We start from the raw sequence: 20015 nt of genomic DNA on the forward strand, positions 1-20015 counted from the left end.
GTTCTGCCATCTTATTTTTGCTGCTATAGACACCACGAAGGGGTCTGCCGTTGGCTTGTAAGCCGGGCAGACCTCTTTTTTGTCTGGCCAAAGGAGGAAGCTTTTTATGAAAACGAACCCCCATTCCACCACCCGCAGCCTCGTGCTGGCTGCACTGTTCCTTGCACTGGCCTTTGTGCTGCCCATGATCACCGGCCATGTGCCGCAGGTGGGCAACATGCTGTGCCCGATGCACTTTCCCATTCTGCTGTGCGGCTTTGTGCTGGGCGGCCCATGGGGCCTTGCCGTGGGCTTCATTGCTCCGCTGGTGCGGTCGGTGCTGTTCGGCATGCCGCCCATGTTCCCCATCGCCATTGCCATGGCCTTTGAGCTGGCCGCCTACGGCCTTGTGTCCGGCGTGCTCTGGCACAAGGTGAAGCACACCGTGCCCATGATGTACGCTTCTCTCGTCACCGCCATGGTGGCAGGCCGTTTGGTCTGGGGTGCAGTACGCTTTGTGCTGGCCGGCCTGACCGGTTCCAGCTTCCCGTTCAGCGCGTTTTTATCCGGTGCGCTGCTCACCGCCGTGCCGGGCATCGTGGCTCAGCTGGTGCTCATCCCGCTGATTCTGATTGCTCTGCAGAAGGCAAAGTTTATGGATTGACTTACTATTTAGGCTGCCCTCCGCTTTGCTCTGGGCATAAACAGCGGAAATTTTATTTTTATTATTACAGAAGAGCAGCGGCTGCGGCCGCTGCTCTTCTGTTTTTTCACGGGAGGGGCCGTAATGAAAACGCCCTGCTGCCCGTTACATCTTTTCCTGTAAAAAGCGAAGGGGCTGTTGCCAAGAACTCCCTCAGTCACGGCTTCGCCGCGCCAGCTCCCTCACGGAGGGAGCCTGACATGACGGTAAGCTGTGAAGCCTCCCTCATTGAGGGAGGTGGCATCGCGTAAGCGATGTCGGAAGGAGTTTGGCAACAGCCCTTTTCTATATTTTTAAATTTTTCAGTTCTTCTTACCAGTTAAAAACTCCGGCAGGGGCTTGCCCTGCTTGCTCCACTGATGATACTCTGCAGTGGCAGCGAACTCCACGTCACCGGCAGAGTTCAGGGCAGTCTCAACAGAGTCCTGCACCACGCCGATGATGAAGCCGACACCCACCATCTGCATGGCGACATCGTTGGAGATGCCGAACAGGGAGCAGGCCATGGGGATCAGCAGCAGGGAACCGCCGGCCACGCCGGAAGCACCGCAGGCACCCAGAGCGCTCATAGCGCTCAGCACGATGGCTGCAGGCAGAGACACCTGAATGCCCAAGGTGTTAGCAGCGGCCAGCGTCATGATGGTGATGGTGATGGCGGCACCGTCCATGTTGATGGTGGCACCCAGCGGGATGGAGACGGAGTACATATCCTTGTCCAGACCCAGCTTTTCGCACAGGGCCATGTTCACGGGGATGTTGGCGGCGGAGCTGCGGGTGAAGAAGGCGGTCAGGCCGGACTCACGCAGGCAGCGGAACACCAGCGGATAGGGGTTGCAGCCCAGATAGATAAACATGATGAAGGGGGAGACGATGAGGGCCATGAACAGCATGGTGCCCACCAGCAGAGCCAGCAGCTTGCCGTACTGGGTAAAGATGGCAAGGCCGTTGCCGGAAACATTGGTGTAGACCAGACCCATGATGCCGAAGGGTGCCAGATTGATGATCCAGCGCACGATCTGGGAGACCGCATCGGCGGTGTTTGCCATAAAGGTCTTGGTGGTGTCAGAGCCGATCTTCTTCATGGCCACGCCGAACATGCAGGCCCAGAACAGGATGCCGATGTAGTTGCCGCTCATGATGGCACTGACGGGGTTTGCCACAAAGTTGGTGAGCAGAGTGCCCATCACTTCGCCCAGACCCTGCGGCACCACGTCCGACTGGGCAGCGTCTGCCAGCACGACCGTGACCGGGAACATAAAGCTGGTCACCACTGCGATGGCCGCAGCCAGAAAGGTGGTGAGCATGTACAGCCAGATGACCGTGCCGAAGCGGCGGTCCAGCTTGGAAGAGCCCTGTGCCAGAGCACTTGCCACAATCACGAACACCAGCACCGGGGCGATGCCCTTCAGTGCGCCAACGAACAGGCTGCCCAGTTCACCCACCCAGCCTGCACCGGGGGCCACCAGAGCCAGCACCGCACCAATGATCAGGCCGATCAGAATGCGAACGATCAGGCTGATGCCGTTGTAACGGGCAACTGCCTTATTCAACGTTTTCATATAGACACTCCTCTTTCCTATTGTACGCCAATGGCGTACAGCTTCCTGTCTCTTACACAAGGACGGGTGTTATTATAGCACATACGGCAGAGAAATGAAAGCGTTTTCAGACATTTTTCGTTCACAAATTTGCATTCAGGTCGGTGCCCATGGGGGTTTTCCGCCGATCTGTATTTGCAGCAAGGACAGATTTAACCGTTCGCGGCTTCGTTCTCTCCGTCACCGTCGAGCGGCGCAGGGCGGAGCGAGCGGGGGCAAACAAAAAAGCCTGCGTGCGCAGTCCTGCATGGCAGGCTCTGCATCCGCAGACCGGGGCTCTTTGGGGGTGTATTCTGTTTCAACCCAGCGGCTGGGTGGGGGCAAGCTTCTGGTAGGCAAAGCGGGGCGAGCCGTCTGCCACATGGATGATGCCGCAGCGGGTAAAGCCGTTCTTTTCCAGCAGATGCTGCATGATCTTGTTGTCGGCGTGGGTGTCGGCACGCAGGCTCTGGCAGTGCTCCATGCTCCAGTCCAGCACTGCCGATGCCACGCCCTTGTGCTTTCCGGCCGATGCCAGACGGTGCACCGTGCCATAGGGCAGGGTATCGTCCAGCCACTGGCCGTCCTCAATGGCGGCGTAGGTGGGGTCCGCCCCCAGAATAAATGCAAATACGGCCTCGATCTGGCCGTTGACCACATAGAGGAACAACCGGTTCGAGTCGATATCCTCCTCCAGCAGTTCCTGCGGCGGGAAATTATCCCCCCACTGGGTCGGGTTGCCAGATGCCTTCATGACTGCACGTGCATGGGCATAGATCTTCAGGATCTGGGGCAGATCCCCTCTCACTGCTCCACGAAACATTCATTCCACCTCGTCTTTTCTGCGCTGCGCTCGGTCCGGCACAGCACTTTGAGAATTGTTCTTATTGTACTACAAATTACCATAAAAATCCAGTTCCCGCACCAAAGTACCTTAAAATGCTCCAAAACGGCAAAAAGCAGGGGCTGCTGCACTTTCGGCTAAAACGATGTGCAGCAGTCCCTGCTTTTAAAGCAAGTACCTTATGCGCTGGCGCGGCCATGGCCGGTGCGCACCAGCCGGTATTCCCGCGGGCTGAGACCATACCGCTCGTGGAACAGGCGGTAGAAATAGCTGGTGTTCTCGTAGCCCACCAGAGAAATGATCTGCTGGATGTTCATGTCGCTGCGGCGCAGCAGGCGGGCAGCGGTCTCCATACGGTGCTTTTGCAGCAATTCCTTATAGGTGCGTCCGGTCTGGGCACGCACGCACTCGCTGACATATGCCAGCGAAACGCCGTACTCCCGTGCCACGTTGGAAAGGCTTGCTTCGCGGTAATTCTGGGTGATCTCTTTGAGTGCCGCCTGCACCAGTGCTTCGCGGCTGACCGTCTCGCTGCGTGCTTCCAGCGGAAAATGCTTCATCTGTGTCATTTTGATCTTCCTCCATAAAGGTGCGGCGGGCGGGGACTGGGGGAAGCCGGACACCCGCCGCACAGAGATCGCAGGCCCTTTGCCGGCCCTTACACTTCTGATACGAACCGGCCTGCCGGAATATTGCAGAAAGCTAAAAAATTTTTAGTCAATTTTCGTTGTAGGAGTCAGACCCCTCTCAGTCACGCCTAACGGCGTGCCAGCTCCCCCGAAGGGGGAGCTTTATCGGCACGAACCGGTAGATGCTTAAAAGCTCCCCCTTCGGGGGAGCTGGCGAACGCAGTGAGCCTGAGAGGGTTTTCGTCTTACAGAAAAAGACCGCTTCCGCACCGGGCAGAAACGGCCTTTTTTAGGAGAAATAAAGAAAACACGAACCCTCAAAAATGAGGAAGGGAAATGCTCAGAACATGCTCTCGTCCTTATAGCGGCCGGTGCGCACGAACTGCACCCACTCGGCCACATTCACGGCGTGGTCGCCGATGCGCTCCAGATACTTAATGACCATCAGCAGGTCCAGCGCTGCGTCCACCTTGCCGGGGTCTTCGGCGATCTCCTGCGCCAGCTGATGCTTGATGGCATTGAAGTCGTAATCCACCTCGTCGTCTGCGGCGATCACCCTGCGGGCGGCATTTTCGTTCTCTGCCGTCAGGGCATCGAGGGCATCCAGGATCATCTGGTGGGCCTTTTTGCCCATGGCAATGGCCTGACTTACCGCCGGGTCGCCCTCTTTGCGGACGGTGACAAGGTGGGGGATGATCTCGGCGATGTCGGCGGCATGGTCGCCGATGCGCTCAATATCCGTGACCACCTTCATGGCAGTGGAGATGCGGCGCAGATCGCCTGCCACCGGCTGCTGACGCAGCAGCAACGTCATGCAGCGGTGCTCGATATCCCGCTCCATATTGTTGATGCGGGCATCCCCCTTCACGATGGCCGCAGCTGCATCGGCATCAGCAACGCAGAGCGCTTCCAGAGCGTTCTCCACGGCATCGGCAGAGTTGCGGCCCATTTCGGTCAGCGAATTTTTCAGCGATTCCAGATCGGTGTCGTACTGTTTACGGATACTCATAGCTGTTTCCTCCTTTAACCGAACCGACCGGAAATGTAGTCCTCGGTGCGTTTATCCTGCGGTGCGCTGAAGATCTGCGCCGTGGGGCCCACTTCCACCAGCTCGCCCAGCAGGAAGAAGGCGGTGCGGTCGCTGATACGGGCCGCCTGCTGCATGTTGTGGGTAACGATGACCACCGTGTAGTTCTTCTTCAGCTCACTCATCAGCTCCTCCACCTTCATGGTAGAACCGGGGTCCAGTGCGCTGGTTGGCTCGTCCATCAGCAGCACTTCGGGCTTCACCGCCAGTGCGCGTGCGATGCACAGACGCTGCTGCTGGCCGCCGGAAAGGCCCAGCGCGCTCTTTTTCAGGCGGTCCTTCACTTCATCCCACAGGGCCGCGCCCCGCAGGCTGCTTTCCACCAGCTCGTCCAGCTCAGCCTTATTGCGCACGCCGTGCAGCTTGGGGCCGTAGGTGATATTGTCGTAAATGCTCATGGGGAAAGGATTGGCCTTCTGGAACACCATGCCCACCCGGCGGCGCAGGTCGGTAAGCTGCATTTCCCGGGCAAAAATGTCCTCGCCCTTGAGCCGCACATCGCCCTCGATGCGCACATTCGGCACAAGGTCGTTCATGCGGTTGAGGGTCTTTAAAAAGGTGGACTTGCCGCAGCCGGAAGGGCCGATGAGAGCAGTGATCTCCCGCTCGCCCACGTCCAGCGAGATGCCTTTCAGCGCCTTGAAGTCGCCGTACCAGAGGTTCAGGTCTTTTGCCGATATCACCGGCACATTCGTGTTTTCCATAGAGTACCTCATTGTTAAATTTAAAACTCCCTCAGTGAGGGAGCCTTTTGTTCTGCCGCAAAGCTTTATCTTCCCGATAAGCCTCCCTCCATGAGAAAGACTTCCCCCGGCCGGGACAGATTCTCCCCGCGCCGGGGAGAAATGTCACCGCAGGTGACAAAGAGAGGAGCAGATGTCACGCAAGTGACAAAAAGGGGAGCAGTGGCATCGCGCAGCGATGACGGAAGGAGTTATTTTACTGTTTCTGTTTCAGCTTAGTCTTTGCCAGCCGCGCCGCAAGGTTGATGGCCAGCACCAGCACCAGCAGCACCGCGCCGATGCCCCATGCGGAATCAAAATCGCCGTCCTCAAAGGCACGCAGGTACAGCAGCACCGACAGGGTGGCACCGTTGGAAGTGTAGGCTTTGGCCACGCTCTTGGCAATGACCTCTGCGGCACCGGCGGTGAAAAGCAGGGCGGCACTTTCGCCCACGATGCGGCCCACAGCCAGAATGCAGCCGGTCACGATGCCGTCGATGCTGCAGGGCAGCACGATGGTGCGGATGATGTGCCACTTGCCTGCACCCAAGCCCATGGCACCCTCACGGTAGCCCTGCGGCACCGTCTTGAGGGATTCCTGCGTGGTGCGGATGATGGTGGGCAGGTTCATGACTACCAGCGTGAGCGAACCGGACAGCAGACAGGTCTGGAAGCCCAGTGCCTGACTGAACACCAGCATACCCACCAGACCGTAGATGATGCTGGGGATGCCCGCCAGCGTCTCGTTGGTGAACTCGATGACCTCGATGAGCCGCCGGTTGGAGGCATACTCGGTCAGGTAGACCGACGCGCCCACGCCCAGCGGCAGTACGATCAGTAATGTCAGTACAATGACATACAGTGTGTTGAGGATGGCAGGCAGGATGCCGTCGGTCTTTTTCAGCACACTGGCGGTGGTGGAAAGGAACTTCCAGCTGATGTGGGGGATGCCCCGCACCAGCACCATGCCGATGATACCGGCCACCAGCACCATCACCAGCACGGCGCTGGCCCAGACCAGTGCGGTCATGACCCGGTTCCATATCTGACGGGAAGGCGAAAGGCCCTTATTCATCGCGGCTTCCTCCCTTCAGCACAACGTTCAGCACAACATTGATGATCATGATAAAGACGAACAGCACCAGCGCGATGCTGAACAGCGCCTGCCGCTGCAGACCGCCGGCATAGCTCATCTCCTTGGCGATGGCGGTGGTCAGGAAGGTGACGCTGCGGAAGGGACTGTCCGGCATGTTGGGGCTGTTGCCTGCCACCATCATCACCGCCATGGCCTCGCCGATGGCACGGCCGATGCCCAGCACAATGCCTGCGGCAATGCCGCTTTTGGCTGCCGGAATGCTGATCTTGAACCATGTTTCGGTGTCGGTGGCACCCAGTGCCAGACTGCCCTGCTCATACTCCGGCGGCACGGCGTTCAGTGCCGTGACCGACACGGACACGATGCTGGGCAAGATCATGATGGAAAGCACCACGATAGCGCTCAGCAGGCAGGCACCGGAAGCCTTGCCGAAGGTCTTTGCCACGGCGGGCACCAGCACCTGCATGCCCAGCAGGCCGAACACCACGCTGGGGATGCCGGACAGCAGCTCGATGGCGGTGACCACCACGGTGCGCAGCTTTGGGTCGGCGGCCTTGGAGAGGAACACCGCCGTCAGCAGGCCGATGGGCACACCGATGATGGCAGCGCCCAGCGTGCCGTAGATGCTGGAAAGGATGAACGGCAGGATGCCGAACAGCGGCTGGGCTGCCGTGGAGGCCCACTTTGTGCCGAACAGGAATTGGAACAGGCCGATCTTGTGGATGGCCGGCACGCCGGAGATCACCATGTACACCGAGATAAGCACCACGCAGCCCACCGCCAGCATACCGCACAGGAAGAAGATGAAGTTCATCACCGCTTCCAGCCATTCGGCGGGGGTGCGGGGCAGCCGCACACGGCTCAGATAGGATTTTTTGTTCATAGCTGAAATCCTTTATAAAAGCCGCGTCGGCCCGCAGAAACGGCAGCCCGACGCGGCGGGGTATTTTGTGAACGGCCTTGCCCTCTAACCGTTACTCGTTCACCGGCACAGCGCCTGCGGTGCGGATGAGGTCGGCAGCGTCCTTGCTGGTGGCAAAGTCCACAAAGGCCTGTGCCTGCTCAGACAGGGTCACGCTCTTGTTGGTGACGAACACGAAGGGACGCTGGATCTTGTAGCTGCCGTCCTTCACGGTGTCCTCGCTGCACTCCACACCCTCCACAGTAACCATGGCAACGGTGTCGCCCACAGCGGACAGGGAAGCGTAGCCGACAGCCAGAGGATTGGCCTCCACAGCGCTGATGACTGCGCCGGTAGCGGTCAGCTCCTGTGCGTACTTGCAGCTGTCCTTCACGTCCACGATGCTCTCAAAGCCATCGCGGGTGCCGGAACCGGCCTCGCGGCCCACCAGAACGATCTCGCCGTCGTCGCCGCCCACATCCTTCCAGTTGGTGATCTCGCCGGTGAACATCTGCTTCAGCTGGTCCACGGTCAGGTCTGCCACCTTGCTGGCCTTGTTGACAACGATGGCGATGCCGTCCAGAGCCACGGTGGTGCCGTCCACGTCGTTCTTCTCGTCGTCCTTCAGGGCGCGGGAGGACAGGCCGATGTCCAGCGTCTTATCGGTAGCACCGGTGATGCCTGCGCCGGAACCGGTGGGGTCGTAGCTGACGGTGACACCCGGCTCCACCTCGGCAAAGCCCTCGGTCAGGGCAGCGATGACGTTCTTCATAGAGGTAGAACCGCCGGTAGCCACATTGCCGGACAGGGTGCCTGCAGCGGTCTCAGCAGCGGCAGAAGAAGAGGTGGACTCCGCAGCAGAGGATGCCACAGTGGAAGAGGCTGCGCCGCCGCAGGCGGTCAGAGCCATAGCCGCAGCAGCAGCGCCGCAGACAGTGATAAACGAACGACGAGTGATCTTTTTCATAACCCTTTTCCTCCAATAAATGCCGGAATGCATTTCCGGCCGATGTTTTCTTGTTTCTCTGTGTTTTCCTTGGGAACGGCCTTATTGTACCGCACCGCCGTGTGCGCTGCGACCATGTACGCGCAAAATGGAGGTAAAGCTTTTGCACAGACTCCGGCGGCTGTGTCAACTTGTGGTAAAGCCGGGCAGAAAAATATGCCGCTTTTCTTTACATGGAGAGAAAAACTGCCCAAAAGGCCTTTTCCGCCGCTGGGCAGAACGACAAAAAGCCCCGGGCACTCTTTCAAAGAATGCTCGGGGCAAAAGGGTCTGCGGGTCAAACCGTGGTAAGGGAAGGCAGAGTCTTGGTGGCTGCATAGCCGCCATTCTTCTTGACAAGGAACAACGTCTCGCTGATGCCGTTGATGACGATCTTCAGCACCGCAGGCTGACCATTCCGGTAAGCTTCCTTGATTTCTGCATCGGGGAAGTTCAGCCTCAGATCTTTTTCCTCTGTGGCAAAGGGCTTACCCAACAGCGTGTCGGAGACAAAGAAAGTCCCGGCGGGGGATACCTGCTTCAGCTTTGCTTCGCCCACGGAAGCTTGGAACATGTCGCCGTACTGTCCGCCCTGCCAGCTGCCGCCGCCGGCGTCATAGCGCAGTCTCACCTTGCCGGTGATGGCACCCTTGTCCGTGCCGGATTCCGTGCCCAGATCCACATCCAGACCAAAGACCTTCACGGTGAAGGGTCCGATCTGGACCTCGTCGTCTGCCAGCTGACCGCTGCCGCCGCAGCCGGTCAGCACGCCGGACAAAGAGATTGCTGCAGCCGCAGCTGCTGCGCTCTTCATAAAGGTACGCCGGGTCATTTTTTCTGCCATAATATTGCCCTCCTCTAAAAGCGTTTTGCTGTGCTTTTAGCGTACCACTTTTTGGGAGTCTGTCAACAAAAATATGGCAAAAGGGCGCTCTGTACACATAATTTGCACAGAGCGCCTTCTGCTCAGCAGTATTTTGTTCCGTCCGGGCAGTAGAACTGCACGTACTTCTGCCACTCGGTCTCGCTGATGGTGCGGCGGTAGCAGTCCACCAGGGCATCCACGGCCTGCCGGTCCGCAAAGGTACCGGCACCCGGGCAGTCCAGCACCAGAATGCGGAACCATGCATCAAACAGGTGCTCGGTGAAGCCGGTGTCCCGCGCGCCGCACCGGGCATAAAAGCCCAGCCGCCGCACAGCCATCGCTTCGTCCTCTGCCTTATCCGGGCATTCGGCCTCAATGAGGATGGCCTGTGCACCCCGCTCGTGCTGCGGCAGGTCGGCCAGCAGCTGCGCGCCCAGCCCTGCAGCACGGTATTCCGGCAGCACGGCAAAGTAATCCAGCTGGCTCACCCTGCTGCCTGCCGGGCGCACCATGAGCAGGTACGCCGCCAGTGTTTCGCCGTCAAACACGCCCCATGTGTGGGCTGTGCCGTCCGCTTCGCTGTTCAGGATCATGCTCAGGGGCTTGAGCTCCGTGGGCGGGAAGTCCCGCCGCATTTCGTCCAGATAGACCCGCGTCAGTTCTTTTTCATTCAGTTTCCGCCAGCTGTACACTTTGCTCATGGTTTTTCCTCCCGTATCTGCCTTTTGAACCAGTATAGCACACTCCGCGCGGGAACGCAAAAAGCCGCCGGGAGCGGCAGGCTCTGCCCTTCTCCCGGCGGCTTTTATGGGAATGCAGGAGCAACCAGTCTCCCGCACAAACTCCGTTCAGAATGCTGTGTGCGTTACAGCATCTTCTTCAGCTCGTCGTACACGAACTGAACCTTGGTGCCGATGATCACCTGGCAAGCGTTCTTGCTGGGGCGGATGACACCGGCAGCACCAGCGGCCTTGACAGCCTTCTCGTCCACCTTGGCGTTATCCTTGACCTCAAAGCGCAGACGGGTTGCGCAGTAACCAACTTCCTTCACGTTCTCCTTGCCGCCGACAGCAGCCAGAACAGCGGAAGCGACTTCGGTATAGTTGTTGTTTGCCAGAACGACCTTCTTCTCGGCCTCTTCGTCCTCGTCCTCACGGCCGGGGGTCTTCAGGTCGAACTTGGTGATGGCAAAGTAGAACACTGCGTAGAACACCACGAAGGCTGCGATGCCCAGAGGAATGATCATCCAAGTCTTGGCAGCTGCGGGCAGGGAAGCGGAGAACACCAGGTCGGTGGCACCTGCGGAGAAGCAGAAGCCGGCACGGAAACCGGAGTAGTAGGTGATGACGGTAAAGATGCCGTACAGAGCAGCGTACACAACGTACAGCGGGAAGCACAGGAACATGAAGCCGAACTCGAAGGGCTCGGTAACGCCGCAGACGAAGGCGCAGATTGCAGCGGACAGAACCAGGCCGATGGCAGCCTTCTTGTTCTTAGCGGTCTTGACCATAGCCAGAGCAGCGCCCAGGACACCGAACATCATGCAGGGGAAGAAGCCGGACATGTACATACCAAGGCTCCAGCCCACATCAGCAGAGGTCTCGCCAGCCCAGAAGTGGCTCAGGTCGCCCAGACCGATGGTGTCGAACCAGAACACGTTGTTCAGAGCGTGGTGCAGGCCGGTGGGGATGAGCAGACGGTTCAGGAAGGCGTAGATGCCGGCGCCGATGCCGTCCATGCCAGCGATGCCGTTGCCGATTGCGACCAGAGCGTCGAAGATGACGGGCCAGACGAACAGCAGAACAACGGACACCAGAATGGAGATCAGACCGGTAGCGATTGCAACGAAGCGCTTGCCGGAGAAGAATGCCAGCCAGTCAGGCAGCTGGATATCCTTGAACTTGTTGTAGCAGGCAGCGCCCACAACAGCGGCCAGAATGCCGATGAAGGAGTTGCCGGCGACCTTCTGGAAGGCGATGTAGGTAGCAGTGCCTTCTTCCAGGTGACGGACCATGCCGACCACACCGGGGTTCAGCAGCTGCTGCATCATCAGGAAGCTGACCAGACCGGCCAGACCTGCGGTGCCGTCGTTGTCAGCAAGGCCGACAGCGGCACCAATGGCAAACAGCCATGCCATGTTATCGATCAGAGCGCCGCCTGCCTTGACCAGCAGGAAGCCAACGGTGTAAGCTGCGCCGGAGGTTGCTGCACCGGGAACGCCCATAACGCCCGGAGCAAGGGCATAACCAAGACCCATCAGGATGCCGCAGATCGGCAGGACCGCGACGGGAAGCATCAAAGCTTTGCCCAGTTTCTGGAGATACTTCATCATAAAGCACATTCCTCCTTAAGAAATGTTTGTGTTTACAGACGCCTCTGGTTGCAGGCCGTCCATAATTCCGTAATAGAATAGTAACATATTTCCGCAAAAAAAGAAAGTCCCTTTCGCCTTTTTTCTATCAAAATGCATCAAAAGTCCTCATTTGGCAGTTTTTCAGTCGATAATTTTTGGGTTTTCCGCACAAGGGTCGTCTTTGTGTTGAAAATTCCTTTCTTTTTACGTACATTTTGCCCAAAGGCTTGCATCCCACAGCCGAATCGGGTACTATACTATTATAAAGAACATGCGCCCTCTCAGGCCGCTTCGCGTCCAGCTCTCCCAAAGGGAGAGCCCTTGGCAAAACCGCAAACTTTGCATGGACTGCCAAGGCCTCCCACTTTGGGGGAGGTGGCATTGCGCAAGCAATGACGGAGAGGGCGAGGATGCAAAATAAAAGGAGACAGCATTATGGAATGGACTGATATCCGCCTGACCGTGGCCAAGGCCGACGCCGACAACGCCGAAGCCGTTGCCACCATGATCGCCGAGGGCGGCATCTATATCGAAGACTACAGCGACATCGAGCAGCAGGTGGCCGAGATCGCCCATGTGGATCTGATCGAGCAGGAGCTGCTGGACAAGCCCCGCGATACCGTTATCATCCATATGTATCTGGAGCCGGGCGCTTCCCCCGTGGAGACGCTGGCCCTCATTGCCGCCCGCATGGAAGCTGCAAACATCGCCTACACCGTGGAGACCGAGGGCGTGGAGCAGGAGGACTGGCAGAACGGCTGGCGCAAGTATTATCACCCCCTGGAGATCGGCAAACGGCTGGCGGTGGTGCCCTCGTGGCAGCAGTACGACAGCGACCGGGTGAAGCTGATCCTTGACCCGGGCCTTGCCTTCGGCACCGGCGGCCACGAGACCACCAGCCTGTGCATGGAAGCGCTGGACGAGCGGGTGACCGGCGGCGAGCGGGTGCTGGACATCGGCACCGGCAGCGGCATCCTTGCCATTGCGGCGCTGAAGCTGGGCGCTGCCGTGGCCGAGGGCGTGGACATCGACCCTGTGGCCGTGCGCACCGCAGGCGAGAACGCCGCGTTGAACGGCGTGCAGGACAAGCTGACCGTGCTGGTGGGTGACCTTTCCGATAAGGCCAGCGGCAAATACGACATCATCACCGCCAACATCGTGGCCAACGCCATCCTGTCTCTGGCCCCCGCCGTGCCGGGCCTGATGGCGGAGGGTGCCACCTTTATTGCCAGCGGCATCATCGACAGCCGCAAGGACGAAGTGATCGCCGGGCTGGAAAAGGCCGGCCTTGCCGTGGTGGAAGTCAAGGAAAAGCGCGGCTGGGAGTGCATCGTCTGCAAGAAAGCGTAAGGAGATTTTATGCCGCACCGTTATTTTACCACCGAGATCTCTGACGGCACCGCCACCCTGCGCGGGGCCGATGCCCACCATCTTGCCCGTGTGATGCGCGCAAGGCTGGGCGATACTGTCATTCTATGCGACGGCAATGCCGTGGAATACACCGCCACCATCACCGGCTTTGGCGATGAGTGCGTGGAGTTCCGGGTGGAGCCGGGCTATCCCAGCGCCGCCGAACCCAGCGTGGAGGTCACTCTGCTGGCCGGCTACCCCAAGCAGGACAAGCTGGAGCAGATCATCAAGCACGGCGTGGAGCTGGGCGCAGCCCACATCGTGCCCTTCTTCAGCCGGTACTGCGTGGCCGCGCCCAAAAAAGAGGAGCAGAAGAACGAGCGCTACAACCGCATTGCGGCGGAAGCCGCCAAGCAGTGCGGCCGGGGTATTCTGCCGGATGTGGCCCTGCCGCTGCCGAACTTTGGTGCCGTGTGCCGCACCTTTGCACAGTACGACCTTGTGCTGTTCTGCTACGAGTGCGGCGGCGCGCCCCTGCGCGACCTGCTGGCCGCAGCAAAGCCCGCCGATGGTGAAAAACTGAAAATCGCCATCGTGACTGGTGCCGAGGGCGGCTTTGCCGCCGAGGAAGCCGAGATGGCTGCAAAGGCCGGTGCCAGAACGGTGGGCCTTGGCCCCCGCATCCTGCGGTGCGAGACCGCCCCGCTGGCCGTGCTTGCTTCGGTCATGACCCTGACGGGGAATCTGGAATAATGCTTTGTGCTGCCCGGCAGCGCCTGCGGGCCTTCCGGACAGCAACAAGGGGCCGCTCCCGGAAAGGAGCGGCCCCTTGTTTTTTTATTGTTCCGCTGTGCAGATGCAGGGCAGATCAGTCAATGAGACCCTTGTCCTTTGCATTCTGCCAGGTAAGGCAGACGCGCAGCTTGCTGACCGGGAAGCACGGATGGAACTTGTTGTTGTCCTCGTCGAACTTCATCAGCTCCTGCTCCACCATCCAGTGTGCAGCCTTCTGGGCATCGGTGTCGGCGGCGTCAATGTCCGCATACAGGTTCTCATCGGTCATGTTCTGCGGCTCCGGCTTGCCTGCACGCTCCCAGACCAGCTCTGCCAGCTCGATGCGGTCAGACGGCAGGGGGAGGCCCTGCATGTTCATCAGACGGTAGATGCCGGTGCCGGTCTCATAGGCACCCAGGATTACAGCGCCGCCGATGATGACACCGGGCAGGACGGGGTCCACGGGGCCCACCGGGTCCACCGGGTCTACCGGGTCCACAGGCGGCTCCACGGGGTCCACGGCTTCGTACACGGCTCTGACCGTCACGTCGCCTTTGGGCATTTCAAAGTTCGCCGTGGTATGGTCCTCCTCATTGGGGAAGCTCAGCAGGTCATTCATTTCATTCTGTACAACGCCGTTCAAGATCACGATCCCGGTCCAGCCTGCGAACTTCTGTCCATCGGGGGCTGGGTCTGCGGTCAGGGTGACCGGGGTGCCTTCGTAGATCTCGTCATTGGGGTCAACCTTAGTGTCAACGCCCCCGACCTTGATCGTTGCCGTGGCATCCTTGGCGGTCAGGGTGTAGCCGGGTGCCCGTTGGGTCAGGTAATAATAGTGCTGTGCCTTGTCATACGCCACGCGGTAGCTCTCGTTCTGGCCCACAAGGTTCAGCTTGTTTGCATTGCCTGCGACCGTGAGCTGACGGCCTTCTTCCGGGTCGGCAACCTTGATGGTGGCGGGGGTGGTAAAGGTATCGCTGATGGTGATCTCCTTGTTGGAATCGAGGTAAATATCGCTGTCGTTATTCTCAAACGTGGCACTCTTCAGCTCTGCGGAGGCGTTGCTGCCCTGACCGAGATAAATGCCGTATTTGCTGTTTTTGATCGTGCAGTTCTCAACGACCAGATTGCCGCCTTGCACATAAGAGTAATCCGACCCTGCCGGTTCGCCCGAAGAAATGGCAGCATTGCCGCCCGTGCAATCCACAGTGGCACCATTGACGCTCAATGTGCCGCCGTTCCATACCTTCAGTGCAGGGGACTCGTAGCTAAACTTAGGCGGCTCCTGGTTGATATACTCGTTGGTGTTGGTATAAGTACCGCCGAAAAGGTTGGCGGTGGCGCCCGTCACAAACACATCGCAGTAGGTTCCGGTGACATTGGCATTTGTGACGTTCAGCGTTGCATTATTGGCGACGCGCAGCGTCGGACGGTCTGGGTGTACCTCGGCCTTATTGCTGGAGTAAGAGCCGCCGCCGACATCGACCCAACTGTTGATGGCGTCCAGGACCCAGCCCGCGCCGGAGGCTGTCACATAATTGAAGGACGATTTGGGGGAATTCATGATCATAAACGTCGCGCTGTCGCTATCGTGGCAGTCGTAGGTGCCGCCATTGACGGTCACATTGGCTCCCTTATCTGTTTCAATAGCACACTGGATGGTTTTCAGGGTGAGATCGTCAAACGTCCAGTTGCCGCCGAGCAGATAGCATGCGGGCCTGCTGCCACACTGCCAGTTATAGGTGCCGCCGTGAAGCACTGCGGTGCCCGTGAAGCTGTTTTCGGCATAGAAGCAGCGGCTGTAGGCGAGGCCCTCTGCCGTCTTGATGGTCTGCCCCTCAGCGTTGACGGTCACGCTCTTGGCTCTGCGGACTGTAATAAATTCCGCACTACCCTTAGCAAAGGTCGTTTCTCCGGTGACGTTGATGACCACATCGTCGTCCTCAGCGTCGATCACGATCCCCTCTGTATAGGTACCGTTCATGGAATAAACCTTGCCATGATCTGTAATGAACTCCCTGTTGATGGTCGTCGCGCTGTCGGTGGGCAGGAGATACCCCTTTCCGGAGGTCTCTGCAGGCGCATCGGAATTTTCCTGTGCGCTCACAGTGCGTTCAAATTCTGCACTCCCCTCCAGAGCAAATGCGCTCACGGGAAGGACAGAGGTCATCATGCAGCCTGCAAGTACCGCACTGATGAGCCGTGTGCCAAACTTCTTCATAAAGATAACTCCTCTCTCGTTTTTTTCGTGCATGCAGGCTTTTTTCGCCTGCCCGCACGTTTTAAACATTTAAAGTATAGCATTTCTGCAGCAAGGCGCAATCTTCATTCTGTACGAACCTTTTGGACCCCCCCGTTTTTTCGTGTGTTCTGTAAAAAAATGGAAGAGAAAATGCTTTCGCAGCCGCAGAAAAAACAGCCCGGAACGACCCACAGATCGTTCCGGGCTGCTGTGTCAAAAATGGTTTGGAGCGTCAGAGCTCCAGCAGAGCTTTCTTCACATTCAAAAGGTTCTGCGGGCTCACCGAGAAGCTGCGCAGGCCCAGCTGCAAATACTGCACCGTGTTGGCCGGGTTGCCCACGGCAAGGCCGCAGATGGTCACCGGCACATTGCGCACCTTTGCGGCATCCAGCACCATAGTGATAAGCTTTTTCATGGCGCTGCTGGCCGGGCGGTAGTAGTGCTCGGCGCTGGCAAGCTCCCGGTCTGCCGCGTGGGTGTACTGGGTCAGGTCGTTGGTGCCGACCACAAGAAAATCGACCCCGTGCTCTACAAATTCCTCAGCGGTCAGGCAGGCAGCGGGTACGCTGAGCATCACGCCGAACTTTGTATCTTCGTTGAACGCCACGCCGCGCTCCCGCAGGTGCTCGCGGCAGCGCTCCACCACACGCATGGCTGCGTCCCAGTCCTCCACATTCGTCACCATGGGGAACATCACCCGCAGCGGGCCGCGGGCGGCGGCGCGCAGCAGCGCACAGAGCTGCGTCTCGAACTGGTGGGGCTGGCGCAGACTGTTGCGGATGCCCCGCAGGCCAAGCTTGGAAGACTGCAGGCCCTGATAGGCGTCGGAAATGGTGCGGTCTGAGCCAAAGTCGAAGGTGCGCACCGTTACCGGGCAGCCCTTAGCGGCAGCAAGACAGGAGCAGTAGAAGAAATACTGTTCCTGCTCATCGAGGATGCGGCCCGGCAGCATCATGTAGCCGGTGCGCAGCAGGCCCACGCCCTGTGCACCGGACTGCATGGCCGTGTCGATGTCCTCCGGCCCAAAGCAGTTGGCCAGCAGCTCAAAGGGCTGGCCGTCCTTTGTCCTGCTGGGCAGAGCATGCAGCTGCCCCATCTCTTCGTTCTCTCGCTGCAGCTCGCAGATGCGGGTCTCGGCCTGCTGGCGGGCGGCAGCGTCCGGGTCCAGCGTGCACTGGCCCCCGGTGGCATCCAGAATCACGGTGCGGCCGTCGCAGTCGTCCAGAAAATCCCGGCCCACCTGCACGATGCCCGGGATATTCATTGCCCGGGCAATGATGGCCGCGTGGCTCTGGCCGCTGCCCTCTGCCGTGATGATGCCTAAAATCATGCCGGAAGGCACGCTGAACAGGTCGGTGGGCATCAGCCGCTCTGCCGCAAGGATCACCGGGTGATCCAGCGCCAGCCACATGCGGGGGCGGTTGGTGATGATGTTGATGACCCGGCGGCTTGCGTCGAGAATATCCACGCTGCGCAGCTGCATGTAAGGGTTATCCTTCATGTTGGCCAGCTGGTCGGCGTAGCGCTGGCCCACCTGATTCATGGCCGCTGCCGCGCCAATGCCCGCATTGATGCAGAAGCGCACCTCGTTCATCATGCCCTCGTCGTCCAGCATCATGCTCTGGAACTGGAAGATGGCCTGCTCACTGGGTGCGGCACGGTCTGCCATGGATTCCAGCTCGTCCTGTGCCGTGCGGATGGCATCGGTGAGCAGCTGCAGCTCCCGGGACGGTTTAAAGGGGCCCACGGTCGTGGTCTCCACATGGTGCTCCAGACGGCTCACCTGCCCCAGCACAAGGCCGGGAGAAGCGCAGGAACCTTTATACACTTTCATGTTCGGTCACCTCCGGCAAAAGCTCGGCTTCCGGCGTGGTCAGGGTGCGCCAGACCAGCGCCTGCAAAAAGGTATTGGGCAGCAGCGCGGCCAGTGCGGCCCGCGCCGCATCGGCACTGCCCTCAAACAGCGGTGCAAAGCTTTGCATCCGTGCCTGATCGCACTTTGCAAGGAATGCATCGCACAAAGTATGGGTGGTGTAGTAATGGGCCGGGTCCACACCGGCATCTTCCGCGGCGGCTTCCAGCGGGGCAAGGTCGGCATCCTTCATCTTGGCCAGCAGCAGGGCCGCATCCGCCGTCAGGGTGACCGGGTATTTCTCCCGCACGGCCTTTTGCACCCGCTCAAATTTTGCGTGGAACGCAGCAGCGTCCGTGCAGCTCTGGGCATCACAGGAGACAGCATAGGCACACCCCCGCAGATATCCCATAGCGCGGCGGGTATCATAGTAGCCCAGCTCGATATTGCGGCGGGCGGTGTCGGGGTCAAAGTGCAGGATATCGCCCAGCTCCCAGTAGCTGCGCACCATCACGGTGGGCAGGCCGGTGAGGTTGGGGCGGGTGATGCCCACGCCTTCCAGATCGACGCACACCAGTTCATCCGCGCCCATGCGTTTGGCAAGACCGGTGGGCATGTTGTCGCTGTAGCCGCCATCCAGAAACTTGACCCCATCGATCTCCCGCGCACGCAGCGCCGGGAAGCAGGCAGCGGAGGCCATCAGGTAGTCCTTGACCTTTCCTGCCGGGATCTCGTCCAGCGTCAGCTCCCGGGGCTTTAAGCCCCGCTGCTCCACCGTGACAAGGCCGAAGCGGATGGGAGCCGCGCGCAGGGCATCCTCGTCCAGAACCCGCTCCACGATCTCTTCCAGCGGGGTCACATCCATGCCGCCGGCTTTCACCACGCTGCGCAGGAACTGGTGCAGGGCCGAAAGGTCGGCATCCTCCTCCGGCAGCTCCATCACATCCTTGCTGCGGATGGCCAGCCACATATCGCGGGCCGTCTCGTACTGGTCCAGCACGAACATGGCACCGTTCAGGCTGCCAACGCTGGTGCCGGTAATGATCTGCGGGTGCCAGTCCAGCTCCATCAGCGCGCGCCACACACCCACCTGATAGCTGCCCCTGGCTCCGCCGCCCGCCAGCACCAGAGCTTTGCACGGAGCACTGCGATCATCCATTGCATCCGCCTCCTTTGATCGTTTCCGGTTTTGTTCAGATTATAGCATATTTCCAGAGAAATTTCTTCCGTTTTTTGTAAATTGATGCCTTTCTCCCGGCAAAGAAACATGGTATACTTGTCAGGATCTCAAAAGGAGGCATTCTCATGCACTGCAAGCAATGGATCTTTGATATGGACGGCACCCTGACCGACAGCATGACCGTGGTGTGGGAGGGTGCCCCCGACGCACTGCTGCGCCGCTATGGCCGCACCCCGCAGGGGGATCTGCGCGCCACACTGCTGAACATGGGAATGCAGGAGGGCGCACAGTATCTGATCCGGGAGTACGGCCTGCCGCTGACCGAGGAAAGCTATTTTTCCGTGATGCGCGAGGTGATCGCCGAATTGTACGAGACCGTGGAGCTGAAACCCGGCGTGCGCACGATGCTGGCAAAGCTGCAGGCCGAGGGCGCACGCATGTGCATCTGCTCCAACACCTGGGCCGAACAGTGCCGCACCGTGCTTACCCGGCTGGGCATCGCGCAGTATTTCTCCTTCATCGTGGAAGCGCAGGGCGTGCTGCACAAAAGCCGCCCGGAGGTGTTCTTTGAGTGCATGAGCCGTTTGGGCGGTGCAGACCCCGCCGCCTGCGCCGTGTGCGAGGATGCCGTATACGCCGCCGCCACCGCCCACAAGGCCGGGTATTACGTCATTGGCATCGCAGACCGCACCTCTGCCGCCGACGAGCCGGAGATGCGCCGCATCTGCAGCCAGTTCGTGCCCCGGTGGGATATGCTGGACTGGACACGTGTGTAAGAAAAAAGGGCCGCAGCGTGCGGTTCTTTTCTTTATCCGATCCTTCTTTGCTCTTGCATTTTGTGCGCAAGAAGAGTATGATATTATAAATAGGACTGCC

The 20015-nt window shown here is 59.4% G+C and carries 18 protein-coding genes; 4 read left to right on the forward strand and 14 right to left on the reverse strand.

The features are described from left to right. Nucleotides 1-106: 106 nt before the first annotated feature. Entirely contained in the window at nt 107-643 is a 537-nt protein-coding gene (locus tag GKG36_RS07755) for an ECF transporter S component (RefSeq protein WP_154255740.1), read from the forward strand. A 341-nt stretch (nt 644-984) separates the two neighbouring features. Here GKG36_RS07755 and sstT read toward each other — a convergent pair whose 3' ends face one another. The 11 genes from sstT to GKG36_RS07810 all read right to left on the reverse strand — a co-directional run bounded on the left by sstT (nt 985) and on the right by GKG36_RS07810 (nt 11720). Continuing rightward, nucleotides 985-2232, reverse strand: a complete 1248-nt coding sequence (gene sstT, locus GKG36_RS07760) for a serine/threonine transporter SstT (RefSeq protein ID WP_347563029.1) — start codon at nt 2230-2232, stop codon at nt 985-987. Nucleotides 2233-2578: 346 nt separating this feature from the next. Continuing rightward, a complete protein-coding gene (locus GKG36_RS07765; RefSeq protein ID WP_097774563.1) occupies nt 2579-3082 on the reverse strand; it encodes a GNAT family protein in 504 nt (167 codons plus the stop codon). Between the two features lie 200 nt (nt 3083-3282). Further along, complete coding sequence (locus tag GKG36_RS07770) at nt 3283-3672, reverse strand: helix-turn-helix transcriptional regulator (protein ID WP_118527595.1); 390 nt, start codon at nt 3670-3672, stop codon at nt 3283-3285. Between the two features lie 400 nt (nt 3673-4072). Then, on the reverse strand, nt 4073-4741 hold the full coding sequence (gene phoU, locus GKG36_RS07775; protein WP_154260075.1) for a phosphate signaling complex protein PhoU: 669 nt from the start codon (nt 4739-4741) through the stop codon (nt 4073-4075). 14 nt (nt 4742-4755) lie between these two features. Beyond that, the gene (gene pstB / locus GKG36_RS07780) at nt 4756-5523 is read right to left on the reverse strand and encodes a phosphate ABC transporter ATP-binding protein PstB (protein WP_005943706.1); all 768 of its coding nucleotides are present in this window, start codon (nt 5521-5523) and stop codon (nt 4756-4758) included. A gap of 235 nt (nt 5524-5758) precedes the next feature. Beyond that, the gene (gene pstA / locus GKG36_RS07785) at nt 5759-6616 is read right to left on the reverse strand and encodes a phosphate ABC transporter permease PstA (RefSeq protein ID WP_154260077.1); all 858 of its coding nucleotides are present in this window, start codon (nt 6614-6616) and stop codon (nt 5759-5761) included. Beyond that, entirely contained in the window at nt 6609-7520 is a 912-nt protein-coding gene (pstC, locus tag GKG36_RS07790; RefSeq protein WP_097774558.1) for a phosphate ABC transporter permease subunit PstC, read from the reverse strand. Before pstC ends, pstA begins: the two co-directional genes overlap by 8 nt. 91 nt (nt 7521-7611) lie before the next feature. Next, nucleotides 7612-8505 (reverse strand): phosphate ABC transporter substrate-binding protein, encoded by an 894-nt coding sequence (locus GKG36_RS07795; RefSeq protein WP_082210864.1) that lies wholly within the window; start codon nt 8503-8505, stop codon nt 7612-7614. A 316-nt stretch (nt 8506-8821) separates the two neighbouring features. Beyond that, nucleotides 8822-9367, reverse strand: coding sequence for a twin-arginine translocation signal domain-containing protein (locus GKG36_RS07800; RefSeq protein WP_005943722.1), 546 nt, complete (start codon nt 9365-9367; stop codon nt 8822-8824). Between the two features lie 122 nt (nt 9368-9489). Then, nucleotides 9490-10089: a GNAT family N-acetyltransferase gene (locus tag GKG36_RS07805; protein ID WP_120019986.1), complete on the reverse strand. Its 600-nt coding sequence runs from the start codon at nt 10087-10089 to the stop codon at nt 9490-9492. Nucleotides 10090-10253: 164 nt separating this feature from the next. After that, nucleotides 10254-11720, reverse strand: coding sequence for a PTS transporter subunit EIIC (locus tag GKG36_RS07810; RefSeq protein WP_044953914.1), 1467 nt, complete (start codon nt 11718-11720; stop codon nt 10254-10256). 456 nt (nt 11721-12176) lie between these two features. On the opposite strand from GKG36_RS07810, the gene prmA reads away from it, so the two are divergent. Further along, nucleotides 12177-13091 (forward strand): 50S ribosomal protein L11 methyltransferase, encoded by a 915-nt coding sequence (prmA, locus tag GKG36_RS07815; RefSeq protein ID WP_154260079.1) that lies wholly within the window; start codon nt 12177-12179, stop codon nt 13089-13091. Nucleotides 13092-13100: 9 nt separating this feature from the next. Next, complete coding sequence (locus GKG36_RS07820) at nt 13101-13844, forward strand: RsmE family RNA methyltransferase (protein WP_154260081.1); 744 nt, start codon at nt 13101-13103, stop codon at nt 13842-13844. A gap of 115 nt (nt 13845-13959) precedes the next feature. On the opposite strand, the gene GKG36_RS14965 is transcribed toward GKG36_RS07820, so the two are convergent. The 3 genes from GKG36_RS14965 to GKG36_RS07835 all read right to left on the reverse strand — a co-directional run bounded on the left by GKG36_RS14965 (nt 13960) and on the right by GKG36_RS07835 (nt 19118). Then, complete coding sequence (locus tag GKG36_RS14965) at nt 13960-16086, reverse strand: hypothetical protein (RefSeq protein ID WP_154260082.1); 2127 nt, start codon at nt 16084-16086, stop codon at nt 13960-13962. Nucleotides 16087-16339: 253 nt separating this feature from the next. Beyond that, nucleotides 16340-17941 carry a putative PEP-binding protein gene (locus GKG36_RS07830; RefSeq protein ID WP_154260083.1) on the reverse strand — a complete coding sequence of 534 codons (1602 nt, stop codon included), beginning with the start codon at nt 17939-17941 and terminating at the stop codon, nt 16340-16342. Beyond that, a complete protein-coding gene (locus GKG36_RS07835; protein ID WP_154260084.1) occupies nt 17928-19118 on the reverse strand; it encodes a patatin-like phospholipase family protein in 1191 nt (396 codons plus the stop codon). The genes GKG36_RS07830 and GKG36_RS07835 overlap by 14 nt, the downstream gene beginning before the upstream one ends. A 146-nt stretch (nt 19119-19264) precedes the next feature. On the opposite strand from GKG36_RS07835, the gene GKG36_RS07840 reads away from it, so the two are divergent. Then, a complete protein-coding gene (locus GKG36_RS07840) occupies nt 19265-19915 on the forward strand; it encodes an HAD family phosphatase (protein WP_154260085.1) in 651 nt (216 codons plus the stop codon). The last annotated feature ends 100 nt before the right edge of the window (nt 19916-20015 follow it).

Origin of the sequence: Faecalibacterium sp. BIOML-A1 (genome assembly GCF_009679715.1) — a bacterium.
GTDB lineage: Bacteria > Bacillota > Clostridia > Oscillospirales > Ruminococcaceae > Faecalibacterium > Faecalibacterium taiwanense.

What these genes read in the sequence shown, in the direction of transcription:
- GKG36_RS07840 (WP_154260085.1), top strand. Translation starts at nt 19,265, where the DNA reads ATGCACTGCAAGCAATGGATCTTTGATATGGACGGCACCCTGACCGAC.
- pstA (WP_154260077.1), bottom strand. Translation starts at nt 6,616, where the DNA reads ATGAATAAGGGCCTTTCGCCTTCCCGTCAGATATGGAACCGGGTCATG.
- GKG36_RS07770 (WP_118527595.1), bottom strand. Translation starts at nt 3,672, where the DNA reads ATGACACAGATGAAGCATTTTCCGCTGGAAGCACGCAGCGAGACGGTC.
- pstC (WP_097774558.1), bottom strand. Translation starts at nt 7,520, where the DNA reads ATGAACAAAAAATCCTATCTGAGCCGTGTGCGGCTGCCCCGCACCCCC.
- GKG36_RS14965 (WP_154260082.1), bottom strand. Translation starts at nt 16,086, where the DNA reads ATGAAGAAGTTTGGCACACGGCTCATCAGTGCGGTACTTGCAGGCTGC.
- pstB (WP_005943706.1), bottom strand. Translation starts at nt 5,523, where the DNA reads ATGGAAAACACGAATGTGCCGGTGATATCGGCAAAAGACCTGAACCTC.
- GKG36_RS07805 (WP_120019986.1), bottom strand. Translation starts at nt 10,089, where the DNA reads ATGAGCAAAGTGTACAGCTGGCGGAAACTGAATGAAAAAGAACTGACG.
- phoU (WP_154260075.1), bottom strand. Translation starts at nt 4,741, where the DNA reads ATGAGTATCCGTAAACAGTACGACACCGATCTGGAATCGCTGAAAAAT.
- GKG36_RS07800 (WP_005943722.1), bottom strand. Translation starts at nt 9,367, where the DNA reads ATGGCAGAAAAAATGACCCGGCGTACCTTTATGAAGAGCGCAGCAGCT.
- GKG36_RS07795 (WP_082210864.1), bottom strand. Translation starts at nt 8,505, where the DNA reads ATGAAAAAGATCACTCGTCGTTCGTTTATCACTGTCTGCGGCGCTGCT.
- GKG36_RS07820 (WP_154260081.1), top strand. Translation starts at nt 13,101, where the DNA reads ATGCCGCACCGTTATTTTACCACCGAGATCTCTGACGGCACCGCCACC.
- GKG36_RS07835 (WP_154260084.1), bottom strand. Translation starts at nt 19,118, where the DNA reads ATGGATGATCGCAGTGCTCCGTGCAAAGCTCTGGTGCTGGCGGGCGGC.
- GKG36_RS07810 (WP_044953914.1), bottom strand. Translation starts at nt 11,720, where the DNA reads ATGATGAAGTATCTCCAGAAACTGGGCAAAGCTTTGATGCTTCCCGTC.
- GKG36_RS07755 (WP_154255740.1), top strand. Translation starts at nt 107, where the DNA reads ATGAAAACGAACCCCCATTCCACCACCCGCAGCCTCGTGCTGGCTGCA.
- GKG36_RS07830 (WP_154260083.1), bottom strand. Translation starts at nt 17,941, where the DNA reads ATGAAAGTGTATAAAGGTTCCTGCGCTTCTCCCGGCCTTGTGCTGGGG.
- prmA (WP_154260079.1), top strand. Translation starts at nt 12,177, where the DNA reads ATGGAATGGACTGATATCCGCCTGACCGTGGCCAAGGCCGACGCCGAC.
- GKG36_RS07765 (WP_097774563.1), bottom strand. Translation starts at nt 3,082, where the DNA reads ATGTTTCGTGGAGCAGTGAGAGGGGATCTGCCCCAGATCCTGAAGATC.